Raw genomic sequence first — 18,795 nt, 5'->3', positions numbered from 1 at the left:
ATATAACATGCAAATAGCAATTGTAGGAACCGGGTATGTTGGGTTGGTTTCGGGCGCCTGTTTTGCCGAAATGGGTGTCGAAGTGACCTGTGTGGATATTGATATACAGAAGATTGAGAATCTCAAACAAGGGATTATTCCGATATATGAGCCGGGGCTGGATGAAATGGTTATCCGGAATATCAAGGCGGGACGATTACAGTTTTCTACATCGCTGCCGGAGGTGCTGAATGATGTGGAAGTTGTTTTTAGTGCCGTTGGAACACCACCGGATAAAGATGGAAGTGCTGATTTACAATATGTTTATGAGGTGGCGCGTACAATTGGCCGCAACATGAACAAATACGTTTGTGTCGTTACTAAAAGTACGGTTCCTGTGGGCACTGCTTATCAGGTAAAAACCATTATACAGGAAGAGTTAGACAAACGTGGAGTTAATATTCCGTTTGATGTTGCATCTAATCCTGAATTTTTGAAGGAAGGCGACGCTATAAACGACTTTATGAGTCCCGACAGGGTAGTGGTGGGTATTGAATCCGACCGCACGCAGAAGCTCATGACCCAGTTATATCGCCCGTTTTTGCTGAATAATTTCCGGGTTATTTTCATGGATATTCCTTCTGCAGAGATGACTAAGTATGCTGCAAATGCCATGTTGGCAACACGTATCAGCTTTATGAACGACATAGCCAATCTATGCGAAAGAGTGGGAGCGGACGTGAATATGGTTCGAAAAGGAATTAGTTCAGACAATCGTATTGGTACGAAGTTTCTTTATTCCGGAATCGGATATGGGGGTTCGTGTTTTCCGAAAGATGTGAGAGCTTTGATAAAAATAGCTGAAAAAGAGGGTTATACGATGCGGGTATTGCAATCTGTTGACGAAGTGAATGAATTGCAGAAGGAAGTATTATACACCAAACTTCATACCCTTATTCCAAATGGATCTCTAAGTGGCAAAACCGTTGCTTTATGGGGTTTGTCGTTCAAGCCTAATACCGATGATATGCGTGAAGCTCCATCGCTGGTGTTGATCCGTAAGCTATTGAATGCCGGATGCAGTATTCGTGCATTTGACCCGGTCGCCGTGGAAGAAGCGCAAAAGGCCATTGAAAGGAGTAATATTGATCCTGCTTTGAAAGAAAGAATCTATTTTGCTGCTGATATTTACGATACGGTCAATGATGCGGATGCTCTTATGCTGGTGACTGAATGGAAAGAATTCAGAATGCCCAATTGGGATATCGTAAAAAAACTGATGAAGAACCATATAGTGCTTGACGGTCGTAACATATACGACAAAAAAGAGATGTCAGAACTTGGATTTACGTATATGGGAGTAGGCGTTTAATTTCAAACTCGTCAGCATGATATTATTACAGAAACAAGATTATCACAAAGTTACAGAGCATCTTCGTCAGATAACGGTTAATCACCTCTTTGCACGTTTTATTATAGAACAAAAAGTAGATGGAAAGGTTTTTGTGGATAATCCGGAAAATCCTACAACGTTCTACATTTTGCATCCTTATTCAATGTCGTTATTGTTTGGAAATGTGGATAATATAGAATTCAATAGCGCTCTTGTGGCATACCTGTTGAACACGGATAAACACCGGCAAACGTTTGAATGGCTTCAGGCTCCTGAAAAAAAATGGCAGGCATTCCTTTCGGATACGTTTGGCGACCGCTTTGTTGCGGTAGAAGAGAACCGTGGAGCTGTTAATGATAAAATTGAAATAACCACCCGTGTGAATTTCAAATTCAATAAAGAAAAATTTGAGGCCATTAGCGCAATGATTACGGTTGATAAACAAGTTGTTAGAACTGATACTGCGCATTATGATGCCATTCGTGGAGCTGTAATACCGGAAAACTTCTGGAATAACAGGGACGACTTCTTTGAAAATGGGGTAGGGTTTACATCGTTATCCGACAATGAGGTTGCATCTACGGCATTTTCTTCTTTTATTTTCGACGATACACTTGAAATCGGAATTGAAACTGCCCAACCGCATAAAGGAAAAGGGTATGCCTTTGCAGCTTGTTCTGCATTGATAAACTATTGTATTGAAAATAATTATGAACCAGCTTGGTCTTGTAAGAAAGATAATATAGGTTCGTATCGCTTGGCTTGCAGGCTTGGATTTGAACCAACATTTACGTTACCATTTTACAGGTTGAATTATTAAGAGGCACAAAAAAAGAATGAAAAAAATATTATTGTTGATAAGTATTGTGGCTTTAAGCTCAGTCGTTTATGCTCAAAAATTAAAAACAACTGTATCAGATAAAGTTATTGCGGAATGGTTCAATAAAGGGGACTGGAAAGCCGGATTCAAGGCACAGCCTGCACCATCGGTAGATAAAGCGTTGCTTTACGATCATTACAAAAAGCATCCCGAACGTTGGCAAAAGGTATTCGATTACCTTAAAAATAACGATCTGATGAAGTTGCCATTAGGTAATATCAATCTGGATGACAATATTATAGTGAAAGTTCAGGAATATACCACGCACGAGTTTGGCGATCAGGTTTTAGAAGTGCATCGGAAATATATTGATTTTCAGTATGTCATAACCGGATGCGAATTTATGGGATGTGGCAAATTATCAGAGGCCAAAGAGGTATCTCCTTTCAACGAAAAGAAAGACTGGGGCGGTTACAATCTGCCGATTTTACCGTATTATGTGGCAAATTCGGGCTATTTCTTTATTTTCTTTCCGCAACAGGTGCATCTTACGAACCTGCAAGTGGGTGATAAAGCGTCCGTACGGAAAATTGTATTTAAAATTAAAGTGGATTAAACGTGCAAAGTTTTCTGGAGTTGGCAGAAAAGCGACAGAGCGACAGATTGTATGATGAACGCCCTGTTGAAAAGGAAAAGCTTGAACGCATCTTAGAGGCGGCAAGGTTATCTCCGTCTGCATGTAACGGACAACCCTGGAAAATAATCGTTGTTGATGATCCGGAACTAAAAAATCAAATTGCGGATGCTACATCCAGCAAAGCGTTGGGATTTAATCATTTTACAAAACAGGCGCCAATTCATTTGGTAATAGTAGAAGAAAGCACCAACTTTTCATCTAAGATAGGAGGACTGATTAAGGGCAAACATTATCCCGATACGGATTTGGGGATTCTGGCAAGTCACATTACCTTAGCAGCGACTGATGAAGGTTTGGGATCGTGTGTTGTAGGCTGGCTTAACGAAAAGAAAATAAGGAAATTACTGAAGATTCCAGCCTCCAGGAGAGTTGCCTTGTTGATATTGTTAGGATATACTTCATCGTCGCACCGGGACAAAGTGAGGAAGCCTATAACTGATGTTGTTTCGTATAATGTATATTGATAAAACGGACATGAAAATATGTCGGTGAAATTATATTCAATTGTTTAATTTTCAATTAATAATGATTGGCTATGAAAAGTATTAAAGGAACACGTACAGAACAAAACCTGCTGAAATCATTCGCAGGTGAATCCCAAGCCCGTAATCGTTACACCTACTTTGCAAGCGTGGCAAAGAAAGAGGGATACGAACAAATTGCCGCCATTTTTGAAGAAACGGCTAATCAGGAAAAAGAACATGCAAAACGGATGTTTAAGTTTCTGGAAGGCGGAATGGTTGAGATAACAGCTACTTATCCTGCCGGTGTAATCAGTACTACTGCAGAGAATCTGAAGGAAGCAGCCGGAGGAGAACATGAAGAATGGAGTGAGCTTTATCCTTTCTTTGCCCAAATTGCAGATGAAGACGGGTTTCCTCAGATTGCGGCCATGTATCGAATGATTAGTATTGCTGAAAAAGGCCATGAGGAACGCTATCTCGCCTTTTTGCATAACATTGAAGCTAATGAAGTTTTTGAAAAAACAGATGAAGTAACATGGCAATGCCGTAACTGCGGTTACATTCATACAGGCAAAACACCTCCTGAAATTTGCCCTGCATGTCTCCATCCGCAAGCTTATTTTGAAGTAATCAAAGAAAACTACTAAAGCTTACCATTGTTTAAAATTTAGAATTTTACTTCTTAGCCCCTGATAATTGATATTATCAGGGGCTTTTTGTATTTATTTATCATTTATTACACATGATATAGGGGATTACAAAGCAATGAAATATTAAATATTTGCATTGTTTAAAGTATTGATATACAATTGTATATGTAATATTTTGTATTGCTTGTGGGGGTAAAGTAGGGGTACCTTTATTTTGTATTATTTCTTGTAGTATTAATCTCGGGTTCAAATACTTGACAACTCAATTTTGACGCAATAACTTTGCATTGTATTTGTAAAAATTACCCTAAAATCATCTATATGAAAAAAGCTACTTCTCTTCTTTTACTTTTCTTGTTTGTCTTATTTTCCTCTTTTAAAAATACACCTGCGCGTCCTGTATCACGAATTGAATATCGTGCGGATTCAATTATGAAACTGATGACGCTGGAGGAAAAGATAGGACAACTCAATCTGCCGGGAGCCGGCGATTTTGTAACAGGTCAGGCACAAAATTCCGATATCGGAGGTAAAGTTAAACAAGGATTGGTTGGCGGATTGTTCAATATAAAATCGGTTGCGAAGATTAAAGCCATGCAAAAGGTAGCCGTTGAACAAAGCCGTTTACATATTCCTCTTATTTTCGGCATGGATGTTATACATGGTTACGAAACCACTTTTCCTATTCCTCTCGCATTATCCTCCACATGGAACCTGCCGATGATAGAAAAAACGGCACGCATTGCTGCCATTGAAGCCAGTGCCGATGGTATATGCTGGACTTTTTCTCCAATGGTGGATATTGCACGCGACCCTCGCTGGGGACGGATTGCCGAAGGTTCCGGAGAAGATCCGTATCTCGGCTCTTTGATTGCAAAAGCAATGGTGAAGGGGTATCAGGGAGACCTCTCTCATAACAATAATATTATGGCCTGCGTAAAACATTACGCGTTGTATGGTGCAGCCGAAGCCGGACGCGATTACAACACGGTGGATATGAGCAAACGCAGAATGTATGAAGATTATTTGCCACCATATAAAGCAGCTATTGATGCCGGTTGTGGATCGGTAATGGTTTCATTCAACGAAATTGACGGTATTCCTGCGACAGGCAATAAATGGCTACTCACAGACGTGTTGCGCAAACAATGGGGCTTTAAAGGTTTTGTAGTTACCGATTATACAGGTATTTCCGAAATGACAGCTCATGGCATGGGCGATTTACAGACAGTATCGGCTTTGGCTTTGAAAGCCGGAGTAAACATGGATATGGTAAGCGAAGGATTTCTGAAAACATTGAAACAATCACTTCGGGAAGGAAAAATTACACAAAAAGAGATTGACGATGCCTGTAAATCAGTATTGATTGCAAAACTGAAGCTGGGACTATTTGAAGATCCCTATAAATATTGTAATGAGAACCGTGCTAAAACGGAGATTTTTACACCGGAAAATTTGAATTTTGCCCGCAAAACAGCAGCAGAAAGCTTTGTCTTGCTAAAGAATCAGAACAATTTATTGCCCTTGAAGAAAAACGGAACTATTGCATTAATCGGTCCGTTGGCCAATAACAGAGAAAATATGTGCGGTACATGGTCGGTAGCAGCTGATTTTTCCAAGCCGGCAACACTTTATGAAACGATGAAGGCGGCAGTAGGCGATAAGGCAAAAATAGTGTATGCACAAGGCTCGAATATTTTTGCCGACGAGGAAATGGAAAAAAGGGTCAGCGTGTTTGGAAAAACCACGAATCGCGATAACCGTCCTGCAAAAGAAATTTTGGATGAAGCACTGAAAGTAGCTGCACAGGCCGATGTTATCGTGGCAGCTGTAGGCGAATCATCCGAAATGAGCGGAGAGTGTGCAAGCCGGTCTGATATTTCTATTCCGGATACGCAGAAAGAGCTTCTCAGAGCTTTGGCTCAAACAGGAAAGCCGGTTGTATTGGTGCTGTTTACCGGACGCCCGCTCACATTGGGTTGGGAGAATGAAAATATTCCGGCCATACTGAATGTATGGTTTGGAGGCACTATGGCCGCCGATGCCATTTCGGATGTCTTGTTCGGAGATGTTAATCCGAGTGGTAAGCTGACAGCCACATTCCCACGCAATGTGGGTCAAATACCTATTTATTACGCGCATAAACCTACTGGCAGACCGGAACATGAAGAAGATCAATTTGAGAAATTCCGTTCTGTTTACCTGGACGTTCCCAATTCCCCGCTTTATCCGTTTGGATACGGACTTAGCTACACTTCGTTCGACTATTCTACTCCGGTACTTTCATCATCAAAATTACACGCAAATGGCAGCATCACCGTTAGCTGTCAGGTTACAAACACAGGCAAAAAAGACGGTGCAGAGGTAGTTCAAATGTATTTGCACGATTTAGCAGGCAGCGTTACACGGCCGGTAAAAGAGCTGAAAGGTTTTGAAAAGATCTTCCTGAAAGCAGGAGAAACCAAAACCGTCAGTTTTATCATAAAACCGCAAATGCTGGCCTTCTATCGTGCAGATATGACTTTTGGTACTGAACCCGGAGAATTTGAGGTGTACGTAGGCGGCAACTCGCGAGATGTAAAGAAAACAATGTTCTCCCTTGAACAGTAAAATCTCATTTCTATGTTTCGATTATTAATTCTTTTAATGGCAACAGCCTGTATGCCGTTGTTGACTGCACAGAAATATATTGTGCCGGAGTCGCTTCGGGCTACAGGTTATGATGCGCATGTTGAAATAACGTATGCCAATCTGCCCGGTTTTACCTACGAGATTTATCTCTCGACAGATCATGGCATTCATTTTCAAAAGAGAGCGGAAAACAACTCCGGATTTTATCTTGATTTTCCGGGTAAATCTGTGGGAGAAAGGAATTTGGTGTATAGAGTCGTACCCAAAGGAATGAATGTTACAGACAAAGCTGCCGCAAAATTCGAATGCAAAGCAACGACCCATAAATTCACGGATGACCAGCTGATTGACATGGTTCAGCGCTATACGACCCGTTATTTCTTTGATCTGGCTCATCCCGACTGTGGTATGGCTCGCGAGCGAAGCAACGATAATCATGGAGATATAGTGACAACCGGAGGTACGGGCTTCGGGATTATGGCGTTAGTGGCTGGGGCTCAGCGTAATTATTTTCCGCGGGAACAAGCCATGAATAAAATCGATCAGATTGTTTCTTTCCTTGAAAGGGTTGATCGTTTTCATGGAGCTTGGGCGCACTGGTACAATGGAAACACAGGTAAGGTTTTCAATTTTAGTCAATATGACGATGGGGGAGACCTTGTAGAAACAGCCTTCCTTACACAGGGCTTGCTTACTGCCCGTCAGTATTTTAAGAATGGAAACGATAAGGAAAAAACACTTTCGTCGCGTATCACAAAACTGTGGGAAGAAATTGACTGGAACTGGTATACGGACGGTACAGACTCACTTTACTGGCACTGGTCAAAGAACTATGGATTCAAAATGCGTCATCGGATAAAAGGCTTTGATGAAACCCTTATTACATACGTATTGGCGGCATCTTCGCCCACGCACCCGATTCGACCGGAAGTGTTCAATTGCTGGAGAACTTCACCATACTATCAAAACGGCAAAAGTTATTTTGGAATACCGCTGTCGTTGGGCATGGAATACGGCGGCCCGTTGTTTTTTACCCATTACTCTTTTCTGGGGCTGAATCCTAAAGGCCTAAGCAACAAAGATGCCGATTTTTGGGACCGGAATAGAAATCATGTCTTGATTCACCGTGCTTATGCAATGGCAAACCCGAAGAAATACAAAGGCTACGGAGCCGATAGTTGGGGATTTACTTCTTCTGACGATCCATTGGTTGGATATACCTCGCATCATCCGGGTACACCTGATGAAAATGGTACTGTTTCTCCAACAGCAGCGCTTTCGTCTTTGCCTTATGCCCCGCAGGAAGTGTTACCTGTATTCCGCCATTTCTATTACGATTTAGGTAAAGAATTATTAGGCAAATATGGATTTTATGATGCTTTTAACCTGAACATGGTATCAGGCCAACAGGTAGTTCGATCGTATCTGGCAATCGATCAGGGACCGATTGCTACGATGATTGAGAACTACCGGAGCGGCTTACTCTGGACTCTCTTTATGCAAAATGAAGAGATTGGTAACGGAATAAAAAAATTGGGATTTCAGTACAAATAATATTTGATACGGGCATTCCATAAATTAAGAAAATAGATTGTCATGAATTAATTAACACAAAATCAGAACTATGAAAAAGAAAATCAGTTTTATTCTGATTCTGCTGAGTGCCTTCTCGTTACAGATGCTGGCACAAAATCTAAAAATCTCGGGCATTGTTCGGGATGCAGAAACTAACGAAACTCTTCCGGGAGTTAGCGTTGTTGTGAAAGGGCAAAAACAGGGAACGGCCACCGATCTTGACGGTGCTTTTACTCTGAATGTTACAAAAGGAAACGTTCTTCAGTTTTCTTTCATTGGATATGAAACAGAAGAATTACAGGTTGAAAACTCTCAGACAGTCAATGTAAAATTGAAACAGTCGACTACTAAAATAGACGAGGTGGTTGTAATTGGTTACGGTACGGCTAATAAAAGAGACCTGACCGGATCGATTGTGAAAGTGTCGTCAAAAGATCTTGAAAACAAACCGAATTCCAACCCTATCTCTTCGTTGCAAGGAAAAGTAGCCGGTTTGTCGGTTGTTAATAGTGGAAAACCTGGTTCTGAACCCGATATCAGAATTCGGGGAACTATCAGCCGCAACCAGACAAAGCCGTTGTACATTGTCGATGGGATTTTCAACGACAATATCAACTTTATCAATCCGGAGGATATTGCTTCGATGGAAGTCCTTAAAGACCCTTCGTCACTAGCAATTTTCGGCGTACGGGGTGCTAACGGTGCCATCATTATTACGACCAAGAAAGGAGCTCTGGGAAAGGTGACTGTCAATTTCAATTCGTCTGTTGGTGTACAGAATATTGTTGGAACACCTGATATGACTGATCGTAATGGTTTTATAACTCTTTACGATGAACAAAGAATCAATCAGGGAGCTTCTGCATATGGTCGCTATGACTTGTTCCAAGGTAATACAAACTGGATTAACCAGATTAAACAAAGCAATGCCATTGTTACATCTCACAACCTGAGTATTTCGAGTGGGAATGAGAAAAATAAGTTTTATTTTGGGGCAGGGTATTTGTATCAGGAAGGCTTGATTAAATATGAAACATACAACAAGTTAACCGTCAGCCTCAATGATGAACTGACAATTAATAAGCACTTCAAAGTTGGAGTGAACGTTAATGCCTACAAAGCAAATTTACCTCAATTGCACGATTTTATTTCGGCATTGAATGCAACTCCAATTGTTGAACCGTACAATACGACTTACAATGTGTATAATAAGTTACCTGATGATATTGGAGGTCCTCAAATTGGTAATCCGTTGATGTTTGTAAAAGGGAACAAATACACGCAGCTCAACAACGAATACCGGTTTATTGGTAATGGTTTTATAGAATGGACGCTGTTTAAAGATCTCACATTGAAGGCCAATTACTTTGCCGATTTAGGTTTTAACAATGGTCGTACATATACTCCTAAATATCAGGTGTATGCTGCTGAATCAGGTCAGGTGGTCGATTGGAATACTTTGTCATCTGTTAGCCAGTATAAAAACACGTATACCAAGATTCAACAGGATTATCTGTTAACCTATAAGAAGAAATTTGGCGAGCATAATCTGACTTTGCTGGGCGGTTTTACCACATTCTATGAAGACTATAGCCAGGTTAGCGGTAAAGTGAACCAGTATTCTTATGCCGGAGCTCCTGTGATTCCTTATGACAAACGTTGGTGGTATCTTGATGTTTATCCTTATGGAGACCCTGAAACCAGAGTGGTTGTTGCAGACAAAGACAATCCTTCAGAATGGGACAGATCTACAGTATCGATGCTGTTCCGTGCTCTCTACAGTTATAAAGGAAAATACAATCTGAATGGTTCGTTCCGTCGCGATGGATCTTCTGAAATCTCTCCCAGTCATCGTTATCAGAATTTCTGGGCATTGGGTGGAGCCTGGTTTATGAGCGAAGAAAAGTTCATGCAGAATCAGAAAGTGTTCAATAACCTGAAGATTAAAGCGTCTCTGGGTCAATTGGGAAATCAGTACAATGCGGTACACTATCCGTACTATCCTAACTATGTAGCAGGCTCTTCAGCTGTATTCGGTTCCAATATTGTTCCGGCTTATGAATTGGCCTACAAAAATAATCCAAACCTAAAGTGGGAAACCGTGGATTCGTACGAAGGTGGATTTGAAGCCGACTTCCTTGGTAGCCGACTTCATTTTGAAGCCAACTATTACGAAAAACGCACAAAAGACCTGTTGACTTACGTAAATGATGGCAGCAATAATTTTTACACGAATTCGGGTTCTGTTAAAAACAATGGTTTTGAATTCACTGCATCATGGAATCAGAAGTTAGCTAATGGTTTGACATTTAATGTATCTGGAAATATTACTACAATTCGTAATAAAGTGTTAAGTGTCTGGAAACCGGGTTATGCTTACTATGATGGTAATTCAATTACACAGGCCGGATCGCCTATCGGATCATTCTATGGATATGTTGTTGAAGGCGTTTATCAGTCGTATGCTGATAAGTTAGCCAGTCCGGTGAATACTTTAGCCGATTACGGTCCCGGCGATTTGAAATTTAAGGATCTGAACGGTGACGGAAAAATTACAGATGCAGATCGTACTATTATAGGCAATCCTACGCCTGATTTTACCTACGGACTGAGCGCATCAGCCAACTACAAAAACTTTGATTTATCAATCGAATTCCAGGGTGTATATGGAAATGAAATCTGGCGTGATTGGGGTAACGGTTCTTCTTATGCCGTATTCAATTACAGACAGGATCGTTTGGGTCGCTGGACCGGAGCCGGAACTTCCAATTGGGAACCGAAGGTTGGAAATGATGCCAATAACAATTTGCCTTCTACCTATATGATTGAAGACGGAAGTTACCTGCGTTTGCGTAATGTTCAGTTGGGTTATTCATTTGATCATAAACTGTTGCAAAAAATGAATATAGAGAAACTGAGAGTTTATGTAAGCGGACAGAACCTTGTAACATGGAAGCATAACTCGGGCTTTACTCCTGAAGCCGGAGGTAGTGCTACTAAATTCGGATATGACAACGGTGGTTATCCTGTGCCGGCCGTAACTACTGTGGGTGTGAACATCACTTTTTAATTCCATTTAATACCATAGAATTATGAAAAAGATATATTTACTAATCTTACCGATTTTATTATTGCTGGTAAGTTGTTCCGATTTTTTGGACAGAAAACCTCTCGCAACGGCTACAGAAGGAGATCTTACTGTGGGCGGAGTAGAAGGAAAAGTCTTTGGACTATATGGCGATTTACGAGCTGAAGGTGTATCCGGTTTACCGTATGCCTTTATGCACACTATGAGAAGCGACGATGCCATCAAAGGCAGTACGCCAACTGATGGTGCCGCCTACGAACAAATTGCCGATTACTACAAATATAACAAGGCTGAAAGTTGGCTTACTCTTGACTACTGGAATGCGCACTATACCATGATTAACGACTGCAATGATATTCTTCAACTGATGGATTCATTGAAGCTGGAATCGGCAGGCGATATCATCAATCGCGCGGAAACCCGCTTTTTAAGGGGATATGCCTATTTTGATCTGGTTCGCACTTTTGGTGCCGTTCCTCTTATTAATTTCAAAATTTATAATATCGGTGATGCCAATATCGAAAAATCAACAGTTGCTCAGATATATACATTCATTACAGAAGATTTGGCTTATGCGGCTGCTCATTTGCCATCATCGTGGGCCAGTAACTATGCGGGGCGTGTGACCAATGGCACGGCTAACGGATTGCTTGCAAAGGTTAAATTGTATCAGAAAGACTGGGCTGGGGCATTATCATTGTGTGAAACGGTAATTAATTCTGGCAACTACAGCTTACTGGGGTCTTATGACAAATTCTTTACCGAAGACGGTGAAAATTCTTCCGAATCGATGCTTGAAGCTCAAAACTATGTAAGTAGCAACGGAACTACCAGTTATAACAATAATTACAACGGTTCTCAGGGTGTTCGTGGTAGTGGCGACTGGGATTTAGGCTGGGGATGGAATGTTCCGAGTCAGGATTTGGTTGACTCATATGAAGCCGGCGATCCGAGAAAAACTACTACCATACTCTATTCGGGAGGTTCAGATGGCTATGGTTTGACAGTTCCTGCTTCATTGGGATCAATTCAGCCCTACTGGAATCGTAAAGTATATTCCAATCCGGCACGAAGAGCAGCAACAGGTATCAAATATGCCAATTGGCTGAATGTTCGCTTGTTGAGATACGCGGATGTAATTATGATGGCGGCTGAAGCTGCAAATGAATCGGGGAACAGTGCCAAAGCACTTAAATATCTCGAAATGATCAGGGCCAGAGCCAGAGGCGGTGCCAATGTTTTGCCTGCAATAACTACCACCGATCAGGCTGCTTTACGTGCGGCCATTAAGAAGGAGCGTCGTGCTGAATTTGCTATGGAAGGTGAACGTTTCTTTGATTTGGTTCGTTGGGGTGATGCTTTGACTGTTTTAGGATCCAAAGGATATACCGACAAATGTAAGTATTATCCTATCCCTCAAACTATTATTGATAAAGCACAGGGAAAACTTACTCAAAATCCCGACTGGTAATTTATGGTTAACTATTAAATATTAGAAATATGAAAAATATTATATATAGCATATTGGCTGTTACTGTTTTGGCTTTTAGCAGCTGTCAGGATTTGAATCATCCCACTTTGGGAGACTATCCTAAAGACAGCAATCCGGCAGGTGGTCCTCTGAAATTCTACGTTGCATTTGACGGTACGACTTCTGATGTATTGATGAATGCAGTAGACAGCATTCGGGCAAATTTTGCCAGTGCCAATACAACTTCATCTGTTGATGGAATCAAAGGCAAAGCCATTCAGGGTGGAGTGGGTAAATTTGTTTCGTATGCAAAACCCAACGATTTTGCAACCACAGCAAAAAGTTTCACCATCTCATTTTGGGAAAAACATAACGGGCAAACTCATAATAATGCCTTGACCAATGGACCTGAATATCCGTTTAGTTTTGTCGCTGTCTCCAACTATCATTGGTCGAGTAGTAACTTTTTCCTCTTGTTTGAAGGTGATAATACTGCCTGTGCGGTAAAATTGGTGGCAGCATCCGGCTTAAGTGGCGGTGCAAGTGTTGCTGACACATGGCTGACCTGGGAAGGATCTGGTAGTATTCCGGGATTAATGGACAATGCATGGCACCACTGCGCATTTGTATATGACCAGGCTACTTCAGGCTTGACATTTTACAAAGATGGGGTCTCTCAGGGCACAAAAGTATGGACAGGTCACGGAGCAATAGGATTAGTAAATTCTGTCATTGCATCGGTACGTATCGGTTGCGGTCCGCAGGGCGATGCCAGTGATGTATCTGACAACTGGCTGGCTTCTACCTGGAAAGGAGCTCTCGATCAGTTCAGATTTTATGGAACAGCTTTAACAGCAGCAGAAGTTCAAAGTTTGTTTACAGCTAAACGATAAGTTCATCTCTGATTATTAAAAACGGAAAAGGGTTGTGGTATTCGCAACCCTTTTCTTATCTTTTTTATGAATAACACAGTCCGTTTTTCGAATTTTATCCTGCTCTTTTTTTGTGGGTTTGTTATGTCAAATTCTCAAACCAAAACCATAAAAGGGCAGATAACCGAGTATAACATACCCGTTGTAATGACATATCAAATAAAAGGTATCGTTACAGACAGCACAGGCGCTCCATTGCCCGGAGCTCAACTTATGGTGAAACACGGGGTGGTTTCCGCTTCAAGTGATGGCCAAGGCCGTTTTACAATGACGGTCAGCCCGGACGACAAGTCATTGGTTTGCTATTTTCCCGGCATGAAATTTACCGAGACTCCCATCTCACCAATCCTCACTACGATTAACTTGCGTATGTTTCCCGATCACCAGAATCATTCTATCACGCGTCAACAATCACAGGCAACTCCCTGGTTCGATCCGGACAATGATCGTCCGAAAACTTATTGCAACCCGGTAAATATTGACTATAACTTTGAATATTTCAACCATAGCAACAACAAAGGCATTTCGTGCAGATCTACCGCCGATCCGATGATTGTGCCGTATAAAGGAAAATATTACCTTTTTTCGACCAATCAATCCGGTTATTACGTTTCGGATGATTTGACAAAATGGAAATACGTTTTCGCCGGTTTTCAGCGTAAACCCAACGATGACGATCCGTGCGCTCCCGCAGTAGAAGTGTTTGGCGATACATTGGTAATGCTCGGCTCTACGTATAAAGAGTTGCCGGTTTGGTACACAACTCACCCTGACGACGGTCGATGGAAACATCTGGCAGAAACGGCTCTGCTGCCTCACTGGGATCCAGATCTTTTTCTCGACGATGATGGACGTCTGTATCTTTATTATGGTTCCAGCAACGAATTCCCGACTAAAGGCGTTGAATACGATCGTGCATCCTTTCGTCCCAAAAGCGTTATCCATGATTTGATTCTGTTGCATCCCGAGCTTCACGGATGGGAGCGCTTCGGAATGAACAATGATGATTCTGTAACACTTAAACCCTTTGTTGAAGGTTCGTTCATGACGAAGCACGATGGGAAATATTATCTTCAGTATGGAGCTCCCGGTACCGAATTCAAAGTGTATGCCGATGGCGTTTACGTGTCGGACAAGCCGTTAGGACCATTCGTTTATCAACGACACAATCCGTTTTCATACAAACCCGGAGGTTTTGTGTTGGGGGCCGGACATGGCGGAACATTCAAAGATAATTACGGAAACTACTGGCACATAGCCACCTGTATGTTGTCGCTCAGAGAAACGTTTGAACGTCGTATCGGACTCTATCCGGCAGGATTTGATAAGGAGGGTACTTTGTTTGCCAATACTGCGTTCGGCGATTATCCCACCACGATTCCGCGTGCTTCCGAAGATCATGCTAAAGGCAACTTTACCGGCTGGATGTTGCTGTCGTTGCACAAAAAGGTGTGGGCTTCATCATCCGACAGCATCTACCAGCCCGAAAATGCGGCTGATGAAAACATGAGGACGTATTGGGCTGCCGCTACCGGCAATCCCGGAGAGTGGTTTGTAATGGATTTAGGCGCTGAAAAACAGGTTAACGCCATTCAGGTCAATTATTATGAACACAAAGCAAACCAATGTGGTAAAGCAATGGATGTGTATCATCAGTACAAAATTTTCGCCTCGCCCGATGGCAAAAATTGGCAATTGACGGTAGATAAAAGCAATAACGATCTCGACGTTCCTCACGACTATGTGGAACTGAAGCAACCCCTGGCAACACGTTACCTGAAAATTGAAAACGTCCATTCGGCAAGCGGTAATTTTGCGTTGATGGATTTCCGGGTATTCGGCAAATCGGAAGGACAAACACCTGCAGTAGTTAGTAAATTTGTAACCGTAAGAGACAAGAAAGATACCCGCAATGCAACGATAAAGTGGCAAGCTGTAGCCGGAGCCTACGGTTACAATATTCGCTTCGGAATAGCTCCGGATCAGCTTTACAACTGCATTACAGTGTATGATGCAACTACATACGACATGAGAGGTCTGGATAAGGACACCAATTATTGGTTTGCTATTGAAGCATTAGGCGAGAGTGGGGTATCACTGTTGTCAAAACCGGTTAAATGCCAGTGAATATGAGAAAATTGAGTTTTTTATTAGCTATTATCATTATTGTTGCTTCATGTGGCAAAAATAACGAACCGGTTGTGCCGGATGTTACTTCATTGTCTGTTGTCAGCGTACAGATCAACGGCTCTTCATTAACTAATAATGGAAATTTTCATGGCGTTGCAGGTGGTGTTCAGGTCGCAAAGATCGTTTTCAATAATACAGTCGATCCCAGCTCTATCGTTACCTCCGGCTTGTCGTTCGGAGGTACAATCGGTTCAAACTACAAGGCTACGCAAGGCGATAATAAACAGACTATTGTTTTGACCTCTACTGCTTCGGTAGCGCCATTGACTTCGTTTACATTTTCAATAAATACCGGAGTTAATCTTGGAGGGAAAATTGTGACCGGTTTCTCGTCGCAATATATGACCGCCATCGATAGCACTGCCAAATTCCCAACTCTTTCGGATAATGATCTGCTGACATTAATACAGCAGAAAACCTTGAGTTATTTTACCGACTATGCTCATCCGGTTTCGGGTATGGCTCGTGAGCGGCTTGGTTCGGGCGAGACTGTTACTACTGGCGGTTCCGGCTTCGGACTAATGGCAATGCTAGTGGGTATCGAGAGAGGTTTTCTTACACGTTCAGATGGTTTTTCGCGCATCAATAAAGTGGTTAATTTTCTCAATACACAGGCCGATAAATTCCATGGCGCGTTTCCGCATTGGATGAACGGAACAACAGGAAAGGTTATCCCGTTCAGCACAAAAGATGATGGAGGAGACTTGGTTGAAACAGCCTTTATGATGCAGGGATTGTTGTCCGTTCGTGAGTATTTCAAAAACGGGAATTCAAGCGAACAGGCAATGTGCGATACTATTCAAAAATTGTGGCAGAATGTGGAATGGGATTGGTATCGCCAAAACGGACAGAACGTCCTTTACTGGCATTGGTCGCCCGATTACGGCTGGGCAATGAATATGCCTATAGCAGGCTATAATGAGGCTTTGATTGTGTATATACTGGCGGCTGCTTCTCCAACTCATTCAATACCCAAAGAGGTTTATACCAATGGCTGGGCTAAAAATGGCGGAATAACGAATGGTAAGACGTTTGAAGGGACAATTTTACCCTTGGGAAGCGATTACGGAGGACCGTTATTCTTTACGCATTACTCTTTTTTAGGGCTCGATCCGCGTAACCTGAGAGACCAATATGCCTCTTATTGGCAACAAAACACGGCTCATGCCAAGATTAATAATATGTACTGCATTCGAAATCCGGGAGGCTATTACGGCTATAGTGCCGACTCTTGGGGATTGACAGCAAGCGATATTCCGAACGGATATTCGGCAAGTTCGCCTATCAATGACTTAGGTGTGATTGCACCAACGGCGGCCCTTTCGTCCATGCCTTACACGCCTAACGAAAGCCTTCGTGCTGCACGTTTTTTCTATTATATGCTAGGAGACAAACTCTGGAGCAATTACGGCTTTTACGATGCATTCTCTCTCAATACACCTTGGTTCTCCAACTCATATCTGGCAATCGACGAAGGACCGATTGTGGTGATGATAGAAAATTATCGTACGCAATTGCTTTGGCATCTGTTTATGCAAAACAGTGATATTCAGCAAGGGTTGACAAAGCTGGGCTTTACTTATTAATGCTTGGTTTGTAGTGTTTTCGACAGATAATCGCTCAATACCCTGAAGCGGAATAGAGCAAGGCCAGCAAGGCAAATTACGGCGCAACAAATGAAAGCAAGCGACAAGGATGTGTGCTCGGATATGAACCCGATCAGGATCATACCGGCACCCATTCCGAGGTCGAGTGCCGTGTAGAGCGTAGAGTTGGCGGCTCCACGGTGAGCCGGTTCTGCCACATTGTTCACCATTGTTTGAAAAACCGGAAAAACGACTCCGTTGCCAAAGCCGATCAGAATGGCCGATATGAAATATCCGAACGGATTTTTCAATAAAGCCAGCACGGTAAATCCCAGAATATCAAGTATAAGACAAAAGGTGAGAATAACAGCAGGTCCGTTTTTGTCAAAAGTTTTGCCTACTGTGATTCGCGAAATGGCTATTCCTGCAGCAAAAACCAGAAAAAACAGGGAGGTGTCATGTACGCCGACTTCCTTTCCGTAAAGAGCGACAAACGATAATAAACCTCCGTACGCAGTCATTATTATCAACAGATTAATCGAAGGCAATACAGCCTTTGGTTCGAAGAGATTATGCAGATTGAAGCCCATATTGGTCGCATGAGGAATGTTTCGGGGCACTTTGACAATGCCGGCACAAACAATGGCGATAATGGATATGACAAGCATTCCGGCAAACATAAGCAGGTAGCTTCCATGATGTACCAGCAACAATCCGATTACAGGTCCTACGGACATGCCTAGGGTGGTGGAGAGCGTATAAAAGCCGATACCTTCGCCTCTTTTTTCATTAGGAATAATGTCAACGGCGACGGTTGACCCGGAGATGGTGGAAATGCCCCAGCCAAGTCCTTGCATGAAGCGGAGTACCGTGATCAATGCAATAGAAAGAGCAAACATGTAGCCGATAAACAGTGCTGAATAGAGTGTTAATGCACTGACGAGTATCATCTTTCTTCCGAATTTATCAAGGGCAAAGCCAGACACCGGACGAACCGTCACCGAAGCGATGGTATAGGCAGCCAGCACAAGCCCGATTGCACTTTTGTCGGCATGAAGACTGTCGGCTAAATAAACCGGAAGGGTGGAAATGAGCGAATAATAGGTAATACACAACAGGAAATTCGACATGGTCAATAAAATGAAGTCCCTGTTCCATAATGTTTTATACATCTTTTTTGCTTCTTAATCTGAGTTTGCAAAGTTACTCGTCTTATGAACAGAGTGTTATTGAATAAGAATATAATTAGCGTTTTTTTAATTTAGAACCGGATAGTTCCAAATTACCAAAATGATTTATATTTGTAGCGTTATTTAGTC

13 protein-coding genes are annotated in these 18,795 nt (G+C 42.2%); 12 read left to right on the top strand and 1 reads right to left on the bottom strand.

Going from position 1 to position 18,795, the window contains the following annotated elements; translation table 11 throughout:
* Positions 1-7 precede the first annotated feature (7 nt).
* The 12 genes from PJIAN_RS12150 (at position 8) to PJIAN_RS12095 (ending at position 17,476) form a co-directional block, all read left to right on the top strand.
* Positions 8-1,351, top strand: a complete 1,344-nt coding sequence (locus tag PJIAN_RS12150) for a UDP-glucose dehydrogenase family protein (RefSeq protein ID WP_068705419.1) — start codon at positions 8-10, stop codon at positions 1,349-1,351.
* A 16-nt stretch (positions 1,352-1,367) separates the two neighbouring features.
* On the top strand, positions 1,368-2,192 hold the full coding sequence (locus tag PJIAN_RS12145) for a GNAT family N-acetyltransferase (protein ID WP_068705417.1): 825 nt from the start codon (positions 1,368-1,370) through the stop codon (positions 2,190-2,192).
* A gap of 16 nt (positions 2,193-2,208) precedes the next feature.
* Positions 2,209-2,808, top strand: coding sequence for a NanQ anomerase/TabA/YiaL family protein (locus PJIAN_RS12140; RefSeq protein WP_068705415.1), 600 nt, complete (start codon positions 2,209-2,211; stop codon positions 2,806-2,808).
* Between the two features lie 2 nt (positions 2,809-2,810).
* The gene (locus tag PJIAN_RS12135) at positions 2,811-3,353 is read left to right on the top strand and encodes a nitroreductase family protein (RefSeq protein WP_068705413.1); all 543 of its coding nucleotides are present in this window, start codon (positions 2,811-2,813) and stop codon (positions 3,351-3,353) included.
* Positions 3,354-3,424: 71 nt separating this feature from the next.
* Positions 3,425-4,000, top strand: coding sequence for a rubrerythrin (gene rbr, locus PJIAN_RS12130; RefSeq protein ID WP_068705411.1), 576 nt, complete (start codon positions 3,425-3,427; stop codon positions 3,998-4,000).
* A 324-nt stretch (positions 4,001-4,324) separates the two neighbouring features.
* Positions 4,325-6,613, top strand: coding sequence for a beta-glucosidase BglX (bglX, locus tag PJIAN_RS12125; RefSeq protein ID WP_068705409.1), 2,289 nt, complete (start codon positions 4,325-4,327; stop codon positions 6,611-6,613).
* Positions 6,614-6,625: 12 nt separating this feature from the next.
* Entirely contained in the window at positions 6,626-8,188 is a 1,563-nt protein-coding gene (locus PJIAN_RS12120) for a glucoamylase family protein (protein ID WP_068705406.1), read from the top strand.
* A gap of 70 nt (positions 8,189-8,258) precedes the next feature.
* Positions 8,259-11,279, top strand: coding sequence for a SusC/RagA family TonB-linked outer membrane protein (locus PJIAN_RS12115; protein ID WP_068705404.1), 3,021 nt, complete (start codon positions 8,259-8,261; stop codon positions 11,277-11,279).
* A 22-nt stretch (positions 11,280-11,301) separates the two neighbouring features.
* Positions 11,302-12,768, top strand: a complete 1,467-nt coding sequence (locus tag PJIAN_RS12110; RefSeq protein ID WP_068705402.1) for a RagB/SusD family nutrient uptake outer membrane protein — start codon at positions 11,302-11,304, stop codon at positions 12,766-12,768.
* Positions 12,769-12,797: 29 nt separating this feature from the next.
* A complete protein-coding gene (locus PJIAN_RS12105; protein ID WP_068705400.1) occupies positions 12,798-13,661 on the top strand; it encodes a LamG domain-containing protein in 864 nt (287 codons plus the stop codon).
* 186 nt (positions 13,662-13,847) lie between these two features.
* Entirely contained in the window at positions 13,848-15,827 is a 1,980-nt protein-coding gene (locus tag PJIAN_RS12100; protein ID WP_236714403.1) for a family 43 glycosylhydrolase, read from the top strand.
* 2 nt (positions 15,828-15,829) lie between these two features.
* Positions 15,830-17,476 (top strand): glucoamylase family protein, encoded by a 1,647-nt coding sequence (locus PJIAN_RS12095; RefSeq protein WP_068705398.1) that lies wholly within the window; start codon positions 15,830-15,832, stop codon positions 17,474-17,476.
* Here the strand turns inward: PJIAN_RS12095 and PJIAN_RS12090 are convergent.
* Positions 17,473-18,648 (bottom strand): MFS transporter, encoded by a 1,176-nt coding sequence (locus PJIAN_RS12090; protein ID WP_068705396.1) that lies wholly within the window; start codon positions 18,646-18,648, stop codon positions 17,473-17,475. The genes PJIAN_RS12095 and PJIAN_RS12090 overlap by 4 nt on opposite strands.
* Between the last annotated feature and the right edge of the window lie 147 nt (positions 18,649-18,795).

The organism is Paludibacter jiangxiensis (assembly GCF_001618385.1).
Lineage (GTDB): Bacteria > Bacteroidota > Bacteroidia > Bacteroidales > Paludibacteraceae > Microbacter > Microbacter jiangxiensis.
This window is presented reverse-complemented; position numbering and strand designations above follow the sequence as displayed.

Bases quoted from the DNA above. Each gene is read 5' to 3' on its own strand.
- PJIAN_RS12150 (WP_068705419.1), top strand. From the start codon at position 8: ATGCAAATAGCAATTGTAGGAACCGGGTATGTTGGGTTGGTTTCGGGC.
- PJIAN_RS12145 (WP_068705417.1), top strand. From the start codon at position 1,368: ATGATATTATTACAGAAACAAGATTATCACAAAGTTACAGAGCATCTT.
- PJIAN_RS12140 (WP_068705415.1), top strand. From the start codon at position 2,209: ATGAAAAAAATATTATTGTTGATAAGTATTGTGGCTTTAAGCTCAGTC.
- rbr (WP_068705411.1), top strand. From the start codon at position 3,425: ATGAAAAGTATTAAAGGAACACGTACAGAACAAAACCTGCTGAAATCA.
- bglX (WP_068705409.1), top strand. From the start codon at position 4,325: ATGAAAAAAGCTACTTCTCTTCTTTTACTTTTCTTGTTTGTCTTATTT.
- PJIAN_RS12120 (WP_068705406.1), top strand. From the start codon at position 6,626: ATGTTTCGATTATTAATTCTTTTAATGGCAACAGCCTGTATGCCGTTG.
- PJIAN_RS12115 (WP_068705404.1), top strand. From the start codon at position 8,259: ATGAAAAAGAAAATCAGTTTTATTCTGATTCTGCTGAGTGCCTTCTCG.
- PJIAN_RS12110 (WP_068705402.1), top strand. From the start codon at position 11,302: ATGAAAAAGATATATTTACTAATCTTACCGATTTTATTATTGCTGGTA.
- PJIAN_RS12105 (WP_068705400.1), top strand. From the start codon at position 12,798: ATGAAAAATATTATATATAGCATATTGGCTGTTACTGTTTTGGCTTTT.
- PJIAN_RS12100 (WP_236714403.1), top strand. From the start codon at position 13,848: ATGACATATCAAATAAAAGGTATCGTTACAGACAGCACAGGCGCTCCA.
- PJIAN_RS12095 (WP_068705398.1), top strand. From the start codon at position 15,830: ATGAGAAAATTGAGTTTTTTATTAGCTATTATCATTATTGTTGCTTCA.
- PJIAN_RS12090 (WP_068705396.1), bottom strand. From the start codon at position 18,648: ATGTATAAAACATTATGGAACAGGGACTTCATTTTATTGACCATGTCG.